The sequence below is a fragment of the Streptococcus cristatus genome (assembly GCF_003944225.1).
Lineage (GTDB): Bacteria > Bacillota > Bacilli > Lactobacillales > Streptococcaceae > Streptococcus > Streptococcus cristatus_K.
Map to the genome: position 1 here is coordinate 13783 of NZ_RJPN01000008.1, position 15496 is coordinate 29278.

17 protein-coding genes are annotated in these 15496 nt (G+C 42.4%); 13 read left to right on the forward strand and 4 right to left on the reverse strand.

The genetic code is table 11. The annotated features are described in order from the left end of the window. Positions 1–27: 27 nt before the first annotated feature. The 3 genes from D8797_RS07910 (at position 28) to purB (ending at position 3258) form a co-directional block, all read left to right on the forward strand. Complete coding sequence (locus tag D8797_RS07910; RefSeq protein ID WP_125380056.1) at positions 28–642, forward strand: hypothetical protein; 615 nt, start codon at positions 28–30, stop codon at positions 640–642. Position 643: 1 nt separating this feature from the next. Further along, a complete protein-coding gene (locus tag D8797_RS07915; protein WP_125380058.1) occupies positions 644–1744 on the forward strand; it encodes a DGQHR domain-containing protein in 1101 nt (366 codons plus the stop codon). A 218-nt stretch (positions 1745–1962) separates the two neighbouring features. Continuing rightward, positions 1963–3258, forward strand: a complete 1296-nt coding sequence (gene purB / locus D8797_RS07920; RefSeq protein WP_125380060.1) for an adenylosuccinate lyase — start codon at positions 1963–1965, stop codon at positions 3256–3258. Positions 3259–3448: 190 nt separating this feature from the next. On the opposite strand, the gene D8797_RS07925 is transcribed toward purB, so the two are convergent. Together D8797_RS07925 and D8797_RS07930 are read right to left on the reverse strand one after the other, a co-directional pair. Then, positions 3449–4015, reverse strand: a complete 567-nt coding sequence (locus tag D8797_RS07925) for an NAD(P)H-dependent oxidoreductase (RefSeq protein ID WP_125380062.1) — start codon at positions 4013–4015, stop codon at positions 3449–3451. Further along, on the reverse strand, positions 4012–4608 hold the full coding sequence (locus tag D8797_RS07930; RefSeq protein ID WP_125380064.1) for a TetR/AcrR family transcriptional regulator: 597 nt from the start codon (positions 4606–4608) through the stop codon (positions 4012–4014). Before D8797_RS07930 ends, D8797_RS07925 begins: the two co-directional genes overlap by 4 nt. 216 nt (positions 4609–4824) lie before the next feature. Between D8797_RS07930 and dhaK the strand changes: the two genes are divergently transcribed. The 3 genes from dhaK to dhaM are packed head-to-tail and all read left to right on the forward strand — an operon-like array spanning position 4825 to position 6777. Continuing rightward, positions 4825–5814, forward strand: a complete 990-nt coding sequence (gene dhaK / locus D8797_RS07935) for a dihydroxyacetone kinase subunit DhaK (protein WP_125380066.1) — start codon at positions 4825–4827, stop codon at positions 5812–5814. Positions 5815–5824: 10 nt separating this feature from the next. Continuing rightward, on the forward strand, positions 5825–6403 hold the full coding sequence (gene dhaL / locus D8797_RS07940) for a dihydroxyacetone kinase subunit DhaL (RefSeq protein WP_125380068.1): 579 nt from the start codon (positions 5825–5827) through the stop codon (positions 6401–6403). Then, the gene (gene dhaM, locus D8797_RS07945) at positions 6403–6777 is read left to right on the forward strand and encodes a dihydroxyacetone kinase phosphoryl donor subunit DhaM (protein WP_125380070.1); all 375 of its coding nucleotides are present in this window, start codon (positions 6403–6405) and stop codon (positions 6775–6777) included. Before dhaL ends, dhaM begins: the two co-directional genes overlap by 1 nt. Before the next feature lie 330 nt (positions 6778–7107). Here the strand turns inward: dhaM and agaR are convergent, their stop codons facing one another. Further along, complete coding sequence (agaR, locus tag D8797_RS07950; protein ID WP_005591344.1) at positions 7108–7824, reverse strand: transcriptional regulator AgaR; 717 nt, start codon at positions 7822–7824, stop codon at positions 7108–7110. A 140-nt stretch (positions 7825–7964) separates the two neighbouring features. Between agaR and D8797_RS07955 the strand changes: the two genes are divergently transcribed. The 7 genes from D8797_RS07955 (at position 7965) to D8797_RS07990 (ending at position 15001) form a co-directional block, all read left to right on the forward strand. Then, complete coding sequence (locus D8797_RS07955; protein ID WP_125380072.1) at positions 7965–9752, forward strand: glycoside hydrolase family 35 protein; 1788 nt, start codon at positions 7965–7967, stop codon at positions 9750–9752. Beyond that, positions 9749–10225: a PTS sugar transporter subunit IIB gene (locus D8797_RS07960; RefSeq protein WP_045498334.1), complete on the forward strand. Its 477-nt coding sequence runs from the start codon at positions 9749–9751 to the stop codon at positions 10223–10225. The genes D8797_RS07955 and D8797_RS07960 overlap by 4 nt, the downstream gene beginning before the upstream one ends. Positions 10226–10251: 26 nt before the next feature. Next, positions 10252–11166, forward strand: a complete 915-nt coding sequence (locus D8797_RS07965; protein WP_045498332.1) for a PTS mannose/fructose/sorbose/N-acetylgalactosamine transporter subunit IIC — start codon at positions 10252–10254, stop codon at positions 11164–11166. After that, positions 11153–11971 carry a PTS system mannose/fructose/sorbose family transporter subunit IID gene (locus tag D8797_RS07970; protein WP_125380074.1) on the forward strand — a complete coding sequence of 273 codons (819 nt, stop codon included), beginning with the start codon at positions 11153–11155 and terminating at the stop codon, positions 11969–11971. The genes D8797_RS07965 and D8797_RS07970 overlap by 14 nt, the downstream gene beginning before the upstream one ends. Before the next feature lie 11 nt (positions 11972–11982). Continuing rightward, positions 11983–12387, forward strand: a complete 405-nt coding sequence (locus tag D8797_RS07975) for a PTS sugar transporter subunit IIA (protein WP_015604195.1) — start codon at positions 11983–11985, stop codon at positions 12385–12387. 108 nt (positions 12388–12495) lie between these two features. Then, a complete protein-coding gene (locus D8797_RS07980) occupies positions 12496–13653 on the forward strand; it encodes an SIS domain-containing protein (protein WP_125380076.1) in 1158 nt (385 codons plus the stop codon). A gap of 310 nt (positions 13654–13963) precedes the next feature. Further along, on the forward strand, positions 13964–15001 hold the full coding sequence (locus D8797_RS07990) for an aldose epimerase family protein (RefSeq protein ID WP_125380078.1): 1038 nt from the start codon (positions 13964–13966) through the stop codon (positions 14999–15001). A gap of 100 nt (positions 15002–15101) precedes the next feature. On the opposite strand, the gene D8797_RS07995 is transcribed toward D8797_RS07990, so the two are convergent. Then, positions 15102–15365 (reverse strand): YiaA/YiaB family inner membrane protein, encoded by a 264-nt coding sequence (locus tag D8797_RS07995; RefSeq protein ID WP_179856134.1) that lies wholly within the window; start codon positions 15363–15365, stop codon positions 15102–15104. Positions 15366–15496 lie beyond the last annotated feature (131 nt).

Here is a 15496-nt window from a genome sequence, read left to right on the forward strand (position 1 = left end):
TTTATTACTGCGCAGTGGAAGTCTAATATGGAATGGGTCTCAATCATGTTATCAGTTCCAGCATTTATAATGAGTTTTATTGTATTGGATCGTTTTAATCTAAATTCTGATTTAAATAAGGCAATTGAAACTGAATTAGAAAATAGGAAAATTGAAAAATCTGAAGTAGAACAGTTTATTAAGACTATCGAGAATGAGTTATCTGACGTTAGAAATGGTATAAAAAATATAGAAAAATATTATAATATCCAAAATGGAAGCAATCGCAATTCTAATATGCTACCTAATACTATTGAAAATGCACAGGATTCTTTAGCAAAGTTTAAAAAATTTCAACAAGAAACTGTTTATTTTGTAAGAGGAAGAGTAAGTACAAAAGAAAAAATTTCTCAAAAAACTTCACAAACTAATCCTTTTCCTTTAAATTGTGACGAAATTAACAGTATGGAAGATAAATTAAATAAGATAGATAATAATTATTTTAAAAGCTTAAAAGAAATTGGTGATGAGTTTTCTTCATCTATAGATAAAGAAAAGATAAGAGATTTAAAGGAATTTTTTATCGATACCAACAGTTTTGCCTCTAGGTATTTTAAATTAGTAACCCAAATTCAAGCTAGTTTGACAGAAAGCGAAGATTAATATGGAAAAGTATAGATTTACTTCAATAAAACAACCGGCAGGAAAATTTTACTTAAGTAAGATGTTGGCTTCGAAGTTAATTCCAATCAGTCAATCAAATGTCAGAACACCGTATAATTCAACAGGAATTCAACGCTTACTTAGTCAAAAAAGAATCGAAGATATTGCAAAATTTTGTGAAGATGAATCTGCTATGTTTCCTACTCCAATAATTGTTTCTGCCAAAAGTAATGTAATTAGTTTTTATGATGATAAAGGAAAATCCTTGGAGAATGATTTTTTGTCACTTGAAAATGGATTTTTGTTAGTCGATAGTGAAAAAATAAAAAAAAATGGTCTTTATTTTTCAATAGTAGACGGACAACATAGATTGGCTGGTATAGAAAAGTACATGGAAAACGAGGGAGGGAATAAGGAGGATTTTGAATTATCTGTTTTATTTGTCTTTGATACTGAAAATTATGAGGATGCCAAAATTTTTACTGCTATAAATAGACATCAAAAGCCAGTGTCTAAATCTTTAGTGTATGACTTATACGGATTATCTGACGATATCACTGTGGAAAAATTTGCTCATGAGGTGGTTAATAATATAAATTCTTCCCCAAAATCATTAATGAGAAGAAAAGTGAAGATGTTGGGCTATAAGACAGATGCTGAAATTGTTTCTCAAGCTACACTTGTTGAGCAAATAATACCTCTGGTTTCAAAAGACGTATTAGAAGATAATAAACTGCTCATAGGTGGTTACTCACCAGAAAAGAATGATGAATTGTTGTTAAGAGACTTTCTTTTAACCTACCAGGTTGAAACTCTTTCAGAATTATTAATTAAATATTTAAATTCTTGGATACGATCTTTAAATCAGAATAATTTATATCAAAAAACACTTAAGAAGACAGTAGGTTTTATATTGGCATTTGACGTGTTTAAATATTTATTTAAAGATAATTTTTCAAAATTAACAGATCTAAGTGAAGATGAATTAGTAGTTGAATTGCAATCCAGATTACTCTTTGAAAAATTAGATATTAATACTATCGGATCAAGTAGGGCGGGAGTGAAAACAGCATTAAATACTTTAACAGGCAAAAAAACATAATGATTAATATAATCGAGTGTATAATATTCTATAAGAAAAAACTAAAATAGTTGACAAGTCTTTTCGAATTGTTATTTTAGTTTTTAATATGAAATACTGTTTTTGAATGAATCGTAGTCATAGATAGAGCACTGATTTTGTTTAAATTAGAATGAGTTTATCTACTTGGATAGATTACTAGATATAAGATGAAGATAAAAAGAAAGGAAAATAAAACAATGATCAACCGTTACTCTCGCCCTGAGATGGCGAACATTTGGACTGAGGAAAATAAGTACAAGGCTTGGCTGGAGGTAGAGATTCTGGCTGATGAGGCATGGGCTGAGCTGGGTGAGATTCCCAAGGAAGATGTGGCCTTGATTCGTGAGAAGGCGGGCTTTGACATTGACCGCATCTTGGAGATTGAGCAGGAGACGCGCCACGATGTGGTGGCTTTCACGCGGGCGGTTTCTGAGACGCTGGGTGAGGAGCGCAAGTGGGTGCACTATGGCCTGACCTCAACCGACGTGGTGGATACGGCCTACGGTTACCTCTACAAGCAGGCCAATGACATCATTCGTGAGGATTTGCGTCGCTTCACTGACATCATTGCAGAGCGGGCGCGGGAGCACAAGTTCACCATCATGATGGGTCGTACCCACGGGGTGCATGCGGAGCCGACGACTTTCGGACTTAAGCTCGCGACTTGGTACAGCGAAATGAAGCGCAACATTGAGCGTTTTGAGATTGCGGCTGCGGGTGTGGAAGCCGGGAAAATCTCTGGTGCAGTTGGGAACTTTGCCAACATTCCGCCATTTGTGGAAAGCTATGTCTGTGAGAAATTAGGCATCCGTCCGCAGGAGATTTCGACTCAAGTTCTGCCACGTGACCTCCACGCCGAATACTTCTCAGCCTTAGCCTTGATTGCGACATCTATCGAGCGCATGGCGACCGAGATTCGCGGTCTGCAAAAGTCTGAGCAGCGCGAAGTCGAAGAGTTCTTTGCCAAGGGGCAAAAGGGTTCATCTGCTATGCCTCACAAACGCAACCCTATCGGCTCTGAAAATATGACTGGTCTGGCGCGTGTCATTCGCGGTCACATGGTGACAGCCTTTGAGAATGTCTCTCTCTGGCATGAGCGTGACATTTCCCACTCATCAGCTGAGCGGATTATCGCTCCGGACACGACTATTCTTATCGACTACATGCTCAACCGCTTTGGTAATATCGTCAAGAACTTGACCGTCTTCCCAGAAAATATGAAGCGCAACATGAACTCGACCTTTGGTCTTATCTTTAGCCAGCGGGCTATGTTGACCTTGATTGAAAAAGGCATGACGCGGGAGCAGGCTTATGACTTGGTGCAGCCAAAGACCGCCAAGTCTTGGGACAATCAAGTGGACTTCAAGCCTTTGCTCGAAGCGGACCCAGAAGTCACTTCCCGCCTGACTCAGGAAGAGATTGATGAGATATTCAACCCAGTATACTACACCAAGCGCGTAGATGAAATCTTCAAGCGTTTGGGGTTGGATTAGACATAAAAACGAGCCTGGACAAAAAGTCCAGGCTTTTGAATCTAAATTAGAAAAAATAGATAACGCAGTGGTTAATTGGCATCTTCCTTCGCTTTTTAAGCTCCAAAGATGACCTAATCAACTGCGCGGGGGTGGGAAGACGAACTTTTTAACTTGTTTGAAGTTCTTTCCCGCTCCCGTTTTCTTTATCTTAAATTTGACTGGCCAGCTGCCCGATTTTCTTGAGCATTTCTTGGCGTTGTTGGTCTGTTTTACGTTCTACTCCGTTGAGCTCGGTCAGTTTGACTGGAGAAATACCGCAAAGTTTCAGGATTTGATTTTTAAGCACCTTGCCATAGTCTTGGACAAAAGGCAGGGCAAAACCTGGTGTATTATGACTGACGATAATCCAGGCAGACTTGCCTTGCAGATGGCCTTGCATGCCGACTTTCTTATAAGAGTAGGCGAAGTCAGCCGCAAAGACACGGTCGATAAAGCCTTTGAGAATGGCCGGCATACCGCTCCACCAGATAGGGAAAATGAAAATCAGATGGTCTGCCCAAGTAATCAAATCTCGGTATTTTGCCATTTCAGGGTCTTTATGCAGGTCACGGCGTCTGTGTTCTTGGTCAAAGCGTAAGATAGGGTCAAAATTTTCAGCATACAAGTCCAAGGTTTTTACCTCATGCTTCTTAGAAAGGTTGCTTTGAACCTCTTTGAGAATAGCAGTATTGAAGCCAGTTGGACTGGGGTAGGTGTAAATAATCAAGGTTTTCATGATCGTTCTCCTTTGATATAAATGTCAAGCATGTGCTCGATAGTACTTTGGATAGCTTGAGGGTCAAGGTCTTGTCCGATAGGACTGTTAGCCAGAACGGCTAGACCCGTGATAAAGCTCCAAAAGTGAAAAAGACTTTCCGCTTCGCTATTGCTAAAATTTTCCTCCTCGCGAAGCTTTAAAACAAGCTCCTTAAATTTATCAAATCCAGGCAAGTCAGACTCCAAGAGAATGGTGTTCTGCGTCACCTTCATATATTTAAAAGGGAATTTGATAAAGAGAGCTTCGAAAAAATGAGGGTAAGTCTTGGCAAAAATAATGAAATTAAGACCAAGCTGGGTCAGCTGATCACGCGCAGAACCTGTCGCATCAATCTTTTCATTGATTTCCTGATTGAGAAACAGCGAAAGCTGGGTCAAAACGACCTTAAGGTAGCCTTCCTTGCTCTCAAAATGGCGGTAAGGGCTGCCGTGAGTCACGCCGCAGGCCTTGGCAACAGTCCTGAGCGAAAGCTGTTCAATTCCGTGTTTTCCGATTTCGTCAATCCCTGTTTGGATGAGTTGTTCTTTCAGCTGGGCAGTATTGCGTTTCATTCATTTTCTCCTAAAGTATACACTGTCTACTTATCTATTTTTAGTATACACTGTCTACTTTTTATTGTCAACTAATTTGATGCTTTCTTCTAGTCTATGATGTGGCAGAATTTGCTTTCGGTAAGATAAAATGTTAAAATAATATCAAAATGATAGCGCTTTCTTTTTAGGGCGAATTGCTCATTTTAGAGAAACGCTGAGAAACGGAGGACACCTATGAAGAAAATTATCAACGACCCAACAGCGGTTGTAGATGAGATGCTGGAGGGCTTGGCCTATATTCACAGCGATTTGGTTTATCGGGTCGAGGGCTTTGATATCATTGCCCGCAAGAGTGAGAAGACGGGCAAGGTTGGGCTGGTTTCTGGCGGCGGTAGCGGTCATGAGCCTTCTCACGCTGGCTTTGTCGGTGAGGGCATGCTGTCGGCTGCTATTTGCGGAGCGGTCTTTACTTCACCAACACCTGATCAGGTCTTGCAGGCTATCAAGGAAGCAGATGAGGGAGCTGGGGTCTTCATGGTGATCAAGAATTACTCTGGTGACATCATGAACTTTGAAATGGCTCAGGAAATGGCTGAGATGGAAGGGATTGAGGTGGCTAGCGTCGTCGTCGATGACGATATCGCAGTGGAAGACAGCCTCTATACTCAAGGTCGCCGTGGAGTGGCAGGTACCATTCTTGTCCATAAGATTCTAGGGGATGCGGCGCGTGCAGGCAAATCTCTGTCTGAAATCAAGGCTCTAGCTGATGAGCTAGTCAAAAATATTCACACGGTTGGCTTGGCTCTGAGCGGGGCAACCGTGCCGGAAGTCGGTAAACCTGGTTTTGTGTTGGCTGATGATGAGATAGAGTTTGGTATCGGCATCCATGGAGAGCCCGGCTATCGCAAGGAAAAGATGCAGCCGTCTAAGGACTTAGCCAAGGAATTAGTCGAAAAACTCAGTCAGTCTTTTGAGCTCAAATCTGGTAAGAAAATCGGCATTCTTATCAATGGTATGGGTGCAACACCGCTCATGGAGCAGTATGTCTTTGCGGCAGATGTAGCAAATCTTCTGGCAGAAGCTGGAGTCGAAGTTGTCTATAAAAAGCTGGGTAATTACATGACCTCCATTGATATGGCTGGGATTTCTCTGACCTTTATCCAGCTGGATCAGCCAGACTGGCTGGAGGCTCTCAACAGTCTTGTCACGACAGCCGCTTGGTAAGGAGGTGCCTATGGACGCAGCAAGAGCAAAAAAATGGATGCAGTTGTTCAACGAAAAGATCCAGAGTCAGAAAGACTATCTGTCTGACCTTGATACCCCCATCGGCGATGGTGATCATGGCGCCAATATGGCTAGGGGAATGGCAGCAGCAGTAGAGAATCTAGCTGCTAAGGACTTTGCTAGTGCGGCTGAGGTTTTTCAGGCTGTTTCTATGCAGCTGATTAGCAAGGTCGGCGGTGCTTCAGGCCCTCTATATGGCTCGGCTTTCATGGGCATGGCCAAAGCTGAAAAAGACGGCAAAGACTTGCTAGAAGTCATCCAAGCTGGGCTGGACATGATTCAGAAGCGGGGCAAGGCTGTGCCTGGTGAGAAAACCATGGTGGATGTCTGGTCGGGGATTCCTGTTTCTCTGCAGTCTGGAGACTTGACGCGTGAAAAGATTGGTTCTCTAGTGGAAGCGACCAAAGATCTGAAAGCGACCAAGGGGCGGGCTTCCTATGTCGGTGAGCGCTCTATCGGCCATATCGATCCTGGTTCGGCTTCATCTGGTCTCCTCTTTGAGGCTCTTCTAGAAACGGAGGCAGGCTGATGGCAGATACTGGCATTCTTATCGTTTCCCATTCCAAAAATCTGGCCCAAGGCTTGTTTGATCTCATCTCGCAGGTGGCGGCAGATGTGGCCATCAGCTATGTGGGCGGGTTGGACGACGGTAGCATCGGGACGAGCTTTGAAGGTATTCAGGCGGCTTTAGATGCCAATGACAAGGACACTATTTTGGCCTTTTTCGATCTGGGCTCAGCTCGCATGAATCTCGAAATGGTCGCAGACTTTTCTGACAAGGAAATCATTATCAATAATGTTCCTTTGGTAGAGGGAGCCTATATGGCTGCTGCTCTTCTTCAGGCCGGGGCAGATTTGTCTAATGTTTTGCTTCAGGTTCGTGAATTAGAAATAAAGAAATAGCAGGTTTTCTAAAGACTTGATAAACGATTTCATTTGAAAAATAAAGAACATTTTATATCAAAAAAGCTGGGATTGAATCCCAGCTTTTTTGCTTTATCATTATACCAATTTTCAGGGGAATAGCCAGTGTTTCTTATTTTTTCTTCCTTAGGATAATTGAAAAACAGGACAAATTAATAGGCTCTGTTTACTTTTTGACACAATTCACTTTTTAATGAACAAAAGTTCTTAGAATGTCTTGCAAATTGGTATAGATAGGTTTATAATAAAGGTAGGCTAGTTGGTCAGGAAATGAAAAACGACAGCTCATGAGAACCATCGTTTTTCAGATTAATGATCGCGACTAGAAGAAATAAATTTGATTTTGAAGAAATCGCCACGCTTGTAGGTTTCGCTGTACTCTAGGATTTGTCCAGTATTTTCCAGTTTTGTGATCTTGACTTGATGCACAGTTGGGAAGTTTGGATCAATTTCCAAGGTCTTAGCAATATCTTTTGGCGTTGGAAAGACGATTTCGTTGGTTTCTTCGAAATACTCATCATTCATGTGGATGTGATAATCCGTCTTGAAGCGATTGTAGATCGAGCTGTAGTAGTCCAAATCTGGATAATTTGGATTGATGTACTGTTCAGGAATGTAGGTTTGGTGATAAATATAGACTTTATCGCCGGTCCTTCTGATACGGTCAATCTTGTAGTAGAACTGGGACGGAGTTAGTTCTAGTTTTTCCAAGATTCTTAATTCATTTCCACGTTCGATAGACAGAACAGTCACCTTATCCTTTTGGATAGGGAAAGTTTCGATATCAGAGAATTCTACACGCTTGTGTTTTCTTGCGCGTGAAACAAACGTTCCCTTCCCTTGCTGACGGATGATGTAGCCATCATTCGCAAGTTCGTTCAAAGCGCGGACAACGGTGATGGAACTGACGTTGAACATCTTGATTAATTCAGCTTCTGTGTAGAATCTATCACCGTTTTCAAAGTTACCAGAAATGATTTGTTGTTTCAAATCATCTTTGATTTGTTGATATTTAGGAATAGCCATTGTGCTCACCTCTCTTTTTTTATCCCTCTCTATATTGATTTTAACATATTTTTAAAAAAAATGTTGACATTTATGCAAAAGTTTATTATATTAATATTAACAAGAAATGAAAGCGTTTTAAATCTAGGAGGAATGGGGAGATGAAGAGATTTGAAATAGGCTCTTCTTTCTACTTGGATGGCCAGGAGTTTAAGATTTTATCAGGAGCGATTCACTATTTTCGGATTCAGCCGGAAGACTGGTATCACTCGCTTTACAATCTTAAAGCCCTAGGCTTCAATACAGTTGAGACCTATGTTCCTTGGAACATGCACGAGCCAAAGAAAGGCCAGTTTGACTTTCAGGGGATTTTGGATATTGAGAAATTTCTTCAGATTGCTCAAGATTTAGGATTATATGCCATCGTTCGCCCTTCGCCCTTTATCTGTGCGGAGTGGGAATTTGGCGGCATGCCAGCCTGGCTCTTGACTGAGGATATGAGAATCCGTTCTTCTGATGCTCCTTATCTTCAAGCTGTTGCAGACTACTATGATGAGTTGCTTCCTCGCTTGGTTCCAAGGCTCTTGGACAAGGGTGGGAATATCCTCATGATGCAAGTGGAAAATGAATATGGCTCTTACGGGGAGGATAAAGACTACCTGAGAGCGATTCGGCAGATGATGTTGGATCGAGGCCTTGATTGTCCGCTCTTTACATCGGATGGTCCTTGGCGGGCGACGCTGAGAGCTGGCACGCTGATTGAGGAAGATTTATTTGTTACAGGAAATTTCGGCTCCAAGGCAGATTATAATTTTGCCCAGATGCAGGAATTCTTTGATGAGCATGGCAAAAAATGGCCGCTCATGTGTATGGAGTTTTGGGATGGTTGGTTCAATCGTTGGAAAGAACCAATTATCAAAAGGGATCCTGAGGAACTGGCTCAAGCTGTCCATGAGGTTCTGAAACAAGGCTCTATCAACCTCTATATGTTTCACGGCGGCACCAATTTTGGCTTCATGAATGGCTGCTCGGCCAGAGGTGTGACGGATTTACCACAGGTGACTTCGTATGATTACGATGCCCTGCTCGATGAACAGGGAAATCCAACTCCGAAATATTTTGCAGTGCAAAAAATGATGGAGACCTACTATCCTGAGTACCCACAAATGAAACCGCTCACAAAAGAATCTTTTGAACTGAGAGATATTGCTCTGAGTGAGAAGGTGAGTTTATTTGAGGCATTGCCTGATTTGGCTCAGCCAGTAGAGAGTCTCTATCCTGTCAAAATGGAGGATTTGGGGCAGAGCTATGGCTACTTGCTTTACCGTACCGAAGCCAGCTGGGATGCGGATGAGGAAAAAATTCGGGTGATTGACGGGCGCGACCGGATGCAGCTCTTTGTGGACGGCAAGCTTATGGCAACCCAGTATCAAGCAGAGATTGGTCAAGATATCTTTGTTGCTGGAGAAAAGAAAACCACCCACCGTATTGACGTCCTGATGGAAAACATGGGGCGGGTCAACTACGGGCATAAGTTCTTGGCAGATACCCAGCGAAAAGGGATTCGGACGGGTGTTTGCAAGGATTTGCACTTCTTGCTGAATTGGCAACAGTATCCACTTTCTTTTGAAAACATAGAAAACATTGATTATTCAAAAGGATGGCAGCCAGAGCAACCAGCTTTCTACGCTTTTGACTTTGAAATGAAAGCGCTTAAAGACACTTATTTAGACTTGTCCGGTTTCGGAAAGGGTCTTGCCTTTGTAAATGGCGTCAACATCGGCCGTTTCTGGAATGTCGGACCAACCTTATCGCTTTATATTCCACATAGCCTTCTGAAAGAAGGACATAACCGAATCATCATTTTTGAAACGGAAGGGGAATATGAAGAATCAATTAACTTAGTTAACCAACCTACATTTAAAACAATAAAGGGGGAAAATTTATGACAATAGTAGGTGCACGTATCGATGGACGTTTGATCCATGGACAGGTAGCCAATCTCTGGACTACCAAGCTTAACATTTCACGCATTATGGTGATTGACGATGAGGTAGCTGAAAATGCTATCGAAAAGAGCGGACTCAAGTTGGCAACGCCGCCAGGAGTGAAGCTCAGCATTTTGCCAATCGCTAAAGCAGCAGAAAACATCTTGGCTGGTAAATATGATTCACAACGACTCTTTATCGTCGCTCGCAAACCAGACCGTTTCCTTCGTTTGGTAGAGGCTGGTGTTCCACTGGAAACACTGAACGTCGGGAATATGTCTCAGTCAGACGAAACTCGCCCCATCACTCGCTCTATCAATGTGGTTGATGCGGATGTGGAAGCTTTCCACAAGCTGCATGAAAAAGGAGTGAAGCTGACAGCTCAGATGGTTCCAAATGATCCGGTTGCGGATTTTATGAATTTGTTAAAATAAGGAAAAATTTTTAGGAGGTCATTGTCATGATACAATGGTGGCAAATTTTACTACTCACTCTGTACTCAGCTTATCAAATCTGTGATGAGTTGACGATCGTTTCTTCAGCAGGTTCACCTGTATTTGCTGGATTTATCACAGGTCTCATCATGGGAGATTTACCTACAGGTTTATTGATTGGTGCCAACCTTCAATTGGTGGTACTCGGTGTTGGTACCTTCGGTGGTGCTTCTCGTATTGATGCTACCTCTGGTGCGGTTCTTGCGACTGCTTTCTCAGTAGCACAAGGGCTTGATCCAGAGCTTGCTATTGCTACAATCGCTGTGCCGGTAGCAACTTTGTTGACATATTTCGATATCCTTGGTCGTATGACTACAACTTACTTCGCTCACCGTGTAGATGCTGCGATTGAACGCTTTGACTACAAAGGCATCGAACGCAACTATCTCCTTGGTGCGATTCCTTGGGCTCTTTCTCGTGCCCTCCCAGTCTTCTTTGCCCTTGCCTTTGGTGGAGCTTTTGTAGAAACTGTTGTTACAGGTCTCGGTAATGTACAATGGTTGGCAAACGGTCTGAAACTTGCAGGTCAAATGCTTCCAGGTCTTGGATTTGCAATCTTGCTTCGTTATCTTCCAGTTAAACGCAACCTTCACTATTTGGCACTTGGATTTGGCTTGACAGCTATGTTGACAGTGCTTTACAGTAATGTTCAAAGCCTTGGTGCTGCAGTGTCTAGCATTGTTGGTTCTGAAGTGTTCTCTAAACTTCCAAAAGAACAAGCTATTACTTTTGTTAACAACTTCAAGAGTGTATCTATGATTGGTATCGCCATCATCGGTGTCTTCCTTGCAGTACAACACTTCAAAAACAGCCAACGTACAGTCGTAGCTGCTCCAGTAACTGAATCAGAAAGCGGGGAAATTGAAGATGACGAATTCTAATTACAAACTAACAAAAGAAGATTTTAAACAGATTAACAAACGTAGCTTGTTTACCTTCCAATTGGGTTGGAACTATGAGCGTATGCAGGCTTCTGGTTACCTTTACATGATTTTGCCACAATTGCGCAAAATGTATGGAGACGGTACACCTGAACTGAAAGAAATGATGAAATTGCATACGCAATTCTTCAATACTTCACCATTCTTCCACACCATTATCACTGGTTTTGATCTTGCTTTGGAAGAAAAAGATGGTGTGAAATCAAAAGATGCGGTCAATGGTATCAAGACAGGTCTCATGGGGCCATTCGCTCCTCTTGGAGACTCAATCTTTGGATCATTGGTGCCAGCTATTATGGGTTCAATCGCAGCAACTTTGGCTGCTGCGGGAAACCCAGCCGGTATCTTCCTATGGATCGCTGTAGCAGTTGCTTATGACATTTTCCGTTGGAAACAATTGGAATTTGCCTATAAAGAAGGGGTTAACCTCGTCAACAATATGCAAAGTACTTTGACAGCTTTGATTGATGCTGCATCCGTACTTGGTGTCTTCATGGTTGGTGCCCTGATTGCCAGCATGATTGGTGTTGAAGTTTCTTGGGTTCCACACATCGGGGACAAAGCTATCGATATCCAAGACATGCTTAACTTGGTCTTCCCACGCTTGGTACCAGCTATCATCACAGGTGTAATCTTCTGGTTGCTTGGACGTAAGGGTATGAACTCTACAAAAGCTATCTTGCTCATCATTCTTGCAGCGATTGCTTTCTCAGCGTTTGGCCACTTCTTCTTTGGAATGGCATAATGGTGTAAATTATGAGCAAACAATTAATTTTGATTAGTCATGGTCGCTTTTGTGAAGAGCTGAAAACAACCACTGAGATGATTATGGGACCTCAAGCGGATATTCATGCCGTTGCCTTGTTGCCAGAGGAGGGACCAGATGATTTTACAGCCAAGTTCTTAGACACAGTCAAGGATTTTGATGACTATATTGTCTTTGCAGATCTTTTGGGAGGCACACCATGTAATGTAGTCAGCCGCCTTATTTTAGAAGGTAAGGACATTGACTTGTACGCCGGCATGAATCTGCCGATGGTGATTGAGTTTCTCAATGCTTCTCTGACAGGAGCTGATGTTGACTATCCGAAAAATGCAGTCGAAAATATCGTTAAAGTCAATGATATTTTAGCAGGCTTATCAGATGATGAGGATGAGTAGGACTGTTTTGTAAGGAAAAAAGAAATGAAGGGGAGTGGGGAATTTTCCCATTCCCTCTTTTAAAGGCAAATAACTAATATATCGATGTTTATTTTTGAAAGGACTACCATGCTAGATTATTCAAAAGAGAAACTGGTTGAATTAGGCGCTGAAATCACCACGCGTGAAATCTACCAACAGCCAGATGTTTGGCAGACAGCTTTTAATCATTACAAGGATCAAGCTGACCAAGTCGCTGCTTTTCTAAAAGGTATCGAAGAAAAGCATGATTATATAAAAGTCATCTTTACAGGTGCAGGAACTTCGGCTTATGTAGGGGACACGCTGCTGCCATATTTCAGAAAGCTTTATGATGAGCGCAAATGGAATTTTAATTCGGTTGCGACGACTGATATTGTGGCGAGTCCTAAGGTACATCTGCATAAGGAAATTCCAACGGTTCTCGTTTCTTTTGCCCGCAGTGGCAATTCGCCAGAAAGTGTTGCGACAGTGGACTTGGCTAAGCAGTTGGTTGATGAGCTTTATCAAGTGACCATTACCTGTGCTGCAGAGGGGAAATTGGCTCAGCAGGCACATAGTGATGAGAGGAATCTCCTCTTATTGCAACCAGCTCCATCAAATGATGCAGGCTTTGCCATGACTTCTAGCTTCACCTCTATGATGTTGACAGCTCTTCTTGTTTTTGACCCAGTAGATTTAGCTCAAAAAGAAGCAAGAGTAGCTGAGTTGATTGCTTTGAGTCAAAAGGTTTTGGCAGATGTAGTTGACGTTCAGGCTTTGACAGAATTAGACTTTAACCGTGTCATTTATCTTGGAGCAGGGCCATTCTTTGGTTTGGCGCACGAAGCACAGCTGAAAATTTTGGAGTTGACCGCTGGGAAGGTTGCGACCATGTATGAAAGTCCAGTCGGCTTCCGTCATGGACCAAAATCTCTGATTAACGAAGAGACGCTTGTGCTGGTATTTGGCTCAAGGGATGCATACACCAAACGCTACGATTTGGATTTGGTGCGTGAAGTGGCAGGAGATCAGATTGCTCGCAAGGTGGTCTTCTTTACAGAGCGCAGGGAAGATTTGGAAAATGTTGAGCAAGTGGTTCTTGAAAGTGATATCTTGGAAGATAGCTATCGAGCCTTCCCTTACATCGTCTATGCTCAGCTCTTCTCTCTCTTGACTTCTTTGAAAGTGAAAAATCGGCCAGATACACCGTCTCCGACAGGTACGGTCAATCGGGTCGTTCAGGGAGTTATCATCCACCCTTTCTAGCAGTAGAAAGCTGAATATGGAAAAGTCAAACATTAGTCATGGAAAAGCTAGTTATTAAAAAGACTTTCAGACAAAAAGGATGGCCTTCCATCCTTGTCCCTTGACTAAGTCAAGAAAGAGAGTGGGACAGAAATCGGTAATTGGTTAGAATTCGATTTCGTCGTCCCACCTCCGCACAGTTGAGTAGGGCTGTAAAAGCTGATGAAATCAGCGTAGTAGAGCCCACTCAACCACTGCGTCTTGCTCGACAATCCAAAGACAATTGAGAGGCTAGGACTTTTGTCCCAGACTCGAGACAGAGGGAGATTGTATGAAATCTTATCAAGAATCTATTTTTGGTACTTTTAAAGGACAGGATGTCTTAGCCTACACCTTTGAAAATAAGCTAGGCTATCGCTTCAAGGTCATGAACTATGGCGCAACGATTTTAGAATATCGGACGCCGGATAAAAATGGTGATTTTGCCAATATTATTCTAGGCTTTGAGCGTTTTGAGGATTATGTTGGCAATAGTCCCAAGCATGGTGCCAGCGTGGGACCAGTTGCGGGGCGGATTGCGAAGGCTAGCTTTGAGCTGAATGGGCAGTCCTACCAGCTGGAAGTCAATAATGGTCAGAATTGTAACCACAGTGGTTCTACTGGCTGGGACAGTGTGATTTTTCAGACAGAAGAAGTCACAAACGAGGGCGTCACATTTTACACAGAGCGCCCAGACGGGACGGGTGGCTTTCCTGGAAATTTGAGAATCTGGATTTCCTATTCCTTATCGGAAAAAGGGGAGATTGAGATTTCCTATCAAGTCCAGACAGACCAGGATAGTCTGGTCAATCCGACCAACCACAGCTATTTCAATCTGTCAGGTAATTTTAGTCAGCCGATTGATCAGCATGTCCTCCAGCTGCATACCAAAGGGGTGTATCCGATTGCTCCTGACGGCGTGCCAGCAAAAGAAGTGGATACAGATCGTGGCTTTGTCAAAGGCCTGCAAAAAGGTCTGACGCTGAAAGAAATTTTTGCTGATCCAGACGAGCAAATTCAGATCGTATCAGGGCTGGATCATCCTTTTGCCTTAGATAAAGAGCAGGAAGAGGCAGGATGTCTTTATGATGCGGCCTCAGGACGCTATCTGACTTTCCGTACGGATGCTCCTTGTGTCGTGACTTATTCGGCTAATTTTGTTGATGAGTCAGTTATCATCAATGGACAGCCAATGATTCAGCATAATGGTATAGCGCTGGAAGCACAGGCCTTGCCTGATGCGATTCATAGTGACTTGAAAGATCAGGTCATTCTCAAGGCAGGAAGCCTCTTTACCAGCACCACCGTTTATTTCGCAGGAGTGAAATGAATACTAAACTTGCTTCATTTGAAGTGTATCTCATCTGGCGATATCAGCCTCAGATACAAGAAAACGGCAGAATCCCCCTCTGCCGTTTTTACTATTTATTTTATTGGTTATCTAAGTCTTGTGGTTGGAAAAATTGATTGTAACGCTCTTCGTCTTCTTGGTTATCACGGATAACTTTTGCAAGAGTGAATGAAGAAGAAATCAGTCCGACAGAACCCATGAGATAGTATCCTTTAACCATCAAAGGTTCTTTCAAAGTATAGAGTCCGACGAGAACAAGAGTCACAAAGAAGGCGAATGAGCCCCAAGCCATAAACATAAAGGCTGGTGTATTCCGATAAGTTTTCTTTTTAAGATTGTTCATATCTAAAATCTCCTTTTCGATTTTTTTCATTGTATCATGAGTTTTTGAGACAGTCAATGAAATAGCGGCTATTTTAATCAGACTGAACAATTCATATTAGTTTGTATCATCTTACTAAGATATCTAAAAGT

Coding starts and splice junctions, on each gene's coding strand:
- D8797_RS07975 (WP_015604195.1), top strand. CDS start 11,983: ATGAGCAAACAATTAATTTTGATTAGTCATGGTCGCTTTTGTGAAGAG.
- D8797_RS07910 (WP_125380056.1), top strand. CDS start 28: ATGGAATGGGTCTCAATCATGTTATCAGTTCCAGCATTTATAATGAGT.
- D8797_RS07990 (WP_125380078.1), top strand. CDS start 13,964: ATGAAATCTTATCAAGAATCTATTTTTGGTACTTTTAAAGGACAGGAT.
- D8797_RS07960 (WP_045498334.1), top strand. CDS start 9,749: ATGACAATAGTAGGTGCACGTATCGATGGACGTTTGATCCATGGACAG.
- dhaM (WP_125380070.1), top strand. CDS start 6,403: ATGGCAGATACTGGCATTCTTATCGTTTCCCATTCCAAAAATCTGGCC.
- dhaL (WP_125380068.1), top strand. CDS start 5,825: ATGGACGCAGCAAGAGCAAAAAAATGGATGCAGTTGTTCAACGAAAAG.
- D8797_RS07980 (WP_125380076.1), top strand. CDS start 12,496: ATGCTAGATTATTCAAAAGAGAAACTGGTTGAATTAGGCGCTGAAATC.
- D8797_RS07970 (WP_125380074.1), top strand. CDS start 11,153: ATGACGAATTCTAATTACAAACTAACAAAAGAAGATTTTAAACAGATT.
- D8797_RS07965 (WP_045498332.1), top strand. CDS start 10,252: ATGATACAATGGTGGCAAATTTTACTACTCACTCTGTACTCAGCTTAT.
- D8797_RS07930 (WP_125380064.1), bottom strand. CDS start 4,608: ATGAAACGCAATACTGCCCAGCTGAAAGAACAACTCATCCAAACAGGG.
- D8797_RS07915 (WP_125380058.1), top strand. CDS start 644: ATGGAAAAGTATAGATTTACTTCAATAAAACAACCGGCAGGAAAATTT.
- dhaK (WP_125380066.1), top strand. CDS start 4,825: ATGAAGAAAATTATCAACGACCCAACAGCGGTTGTAGATGAGATGCTG.
- purB (WP_125380060.1), top strand. CDS start 1,963: ATGATCAACCGTTACTCTCGCCCTGAGATGGCGAACATTTGGACTGAG.
- agaR (WP_005591344.1), bottom strand. CDS start 7,824: ATGGCTATTCCTAAATATCAACAAATCAAAGATGATTTGAAACAACAA.
- D8797_RS07955 (WP_125380072.1), top strand. CDS start 7,965: ATGAAGAGATTTGAAATAGGCTCTTCTTTCTACTTGGATGGCCAGGAG.
- D8797_RS07995 (WP_179856134.1), bottom strand. CDS start 15,365: ATGAACAATCTTAAAAAGAAAACTTATCGGAATACACCAGCCTTTATG.
- D8797_RS07925 (WP_125380062.1), bottom strand. CDS start 4,015: ATGAAAACCTTGATTATTTACACCTACCCCAGTCCAACTGGCTTCAAT.